Source organism: Candidatus Symbiopectobacterium sp. NZEC135 (assembly GCF_025962695.1).
Genome location: NZ_JAGFPF010000741.1, coordinates 1 through 991, shown reverse-complemented (window position 1 = coordinate 991; position 991 = coordinate 1). Strand labels below are relative to the sequence as shown.

General features: G+C 59.4%; 1 protein-coding gene. It reads right to left on the bottom strand.

All coding sequences use genetic code 11. From position 1 onward, the window contains the following. Positions 1-991 (bottom strand): amino-acid N-acetyltransferase (gene argA / locus J5224_RS30120; protein WP_264628724.1); only part of this gene is annotated, 991 nt, incomplete at both ends.

Sequence of the window (991 nt, the reverse complement as noted above, 5' to 3'; positions counted from 1 at the left end):
CGGGCTGAAAGCCGCGCTCCTGGAACCAATGGATGCTGGGCGTGGTGAGGACGAACAGTGTCTTCAGCCCCTGTTGAGGCGCCTGTGCCGCAACGCGTTGCAGCAACATGTCTCCGCGCGAGGAACTGCGGTAATCAGGATGTACCGCGACGCAGGCCATTTCTCCGATGCTCTCTTCAGGGAACGGATACAGCGCGGCACAGGCGATGGTCAGGTTATCGCGGACCACCACGGTAAACTTGTCGATCTCCATTTCCAACTGTTCGCGCGAGCGGCGCACCAGTATCCCCTGCTGTTCCAGCGGGCGGATCAGTTCGAGAATGCCGCCAATATCGTTGATGGTGGCACGACGCACTTGCTCCGCGCTCTCCATGACGATCTGCGTACCGATACCGTCGCGCGAGAACAGTTCTTGCACCAGCACCCCGTCTTCCTGATAGCTGATCAGGTGACTACGGCGCACGCCGCTGCGGCACGCGCGCACCGCACCGCGCAAGAAACGCACCGTCCCCGAGTTGTAATCGCCATCGGCTTCACGCTCTTCAATGCAGCGCTGGGCGTCGTCGGGGAACAATTCAGAAATGATGGTGCCATCCTGCGTGGTAACCCCTTGAGACGAACAGAAGCCGATCATTTTCTCGGCCTTCAGCTTGATGGCCAACTGGGTAGCCACTTCTTCAGACGTCAGATTGAAACTCTCGCCCGTGACAGAGACGGCAACCGGGCCGAGCAGCACAATGGCACCACTGTCTAGCTGGCGATGTATCGCCGCTTCATCGATACGCCGGATGCGACCGCTGTGGCAGTAGTCCACGCCATCATCCACCCCCAACGGCTGGGCGATAATAAAGTTGCCGCTCACCACGTTGATGTGCGCGCCCTGTAGCGGCGTATTATTCAAACTCATGGAAAGGCGCGCGGTGATATCCAGTTGCAGCATGCCTGCGGCCTGTTTCACCAGATCCAGCGTGTTGCTGTCGGTGACACGGGT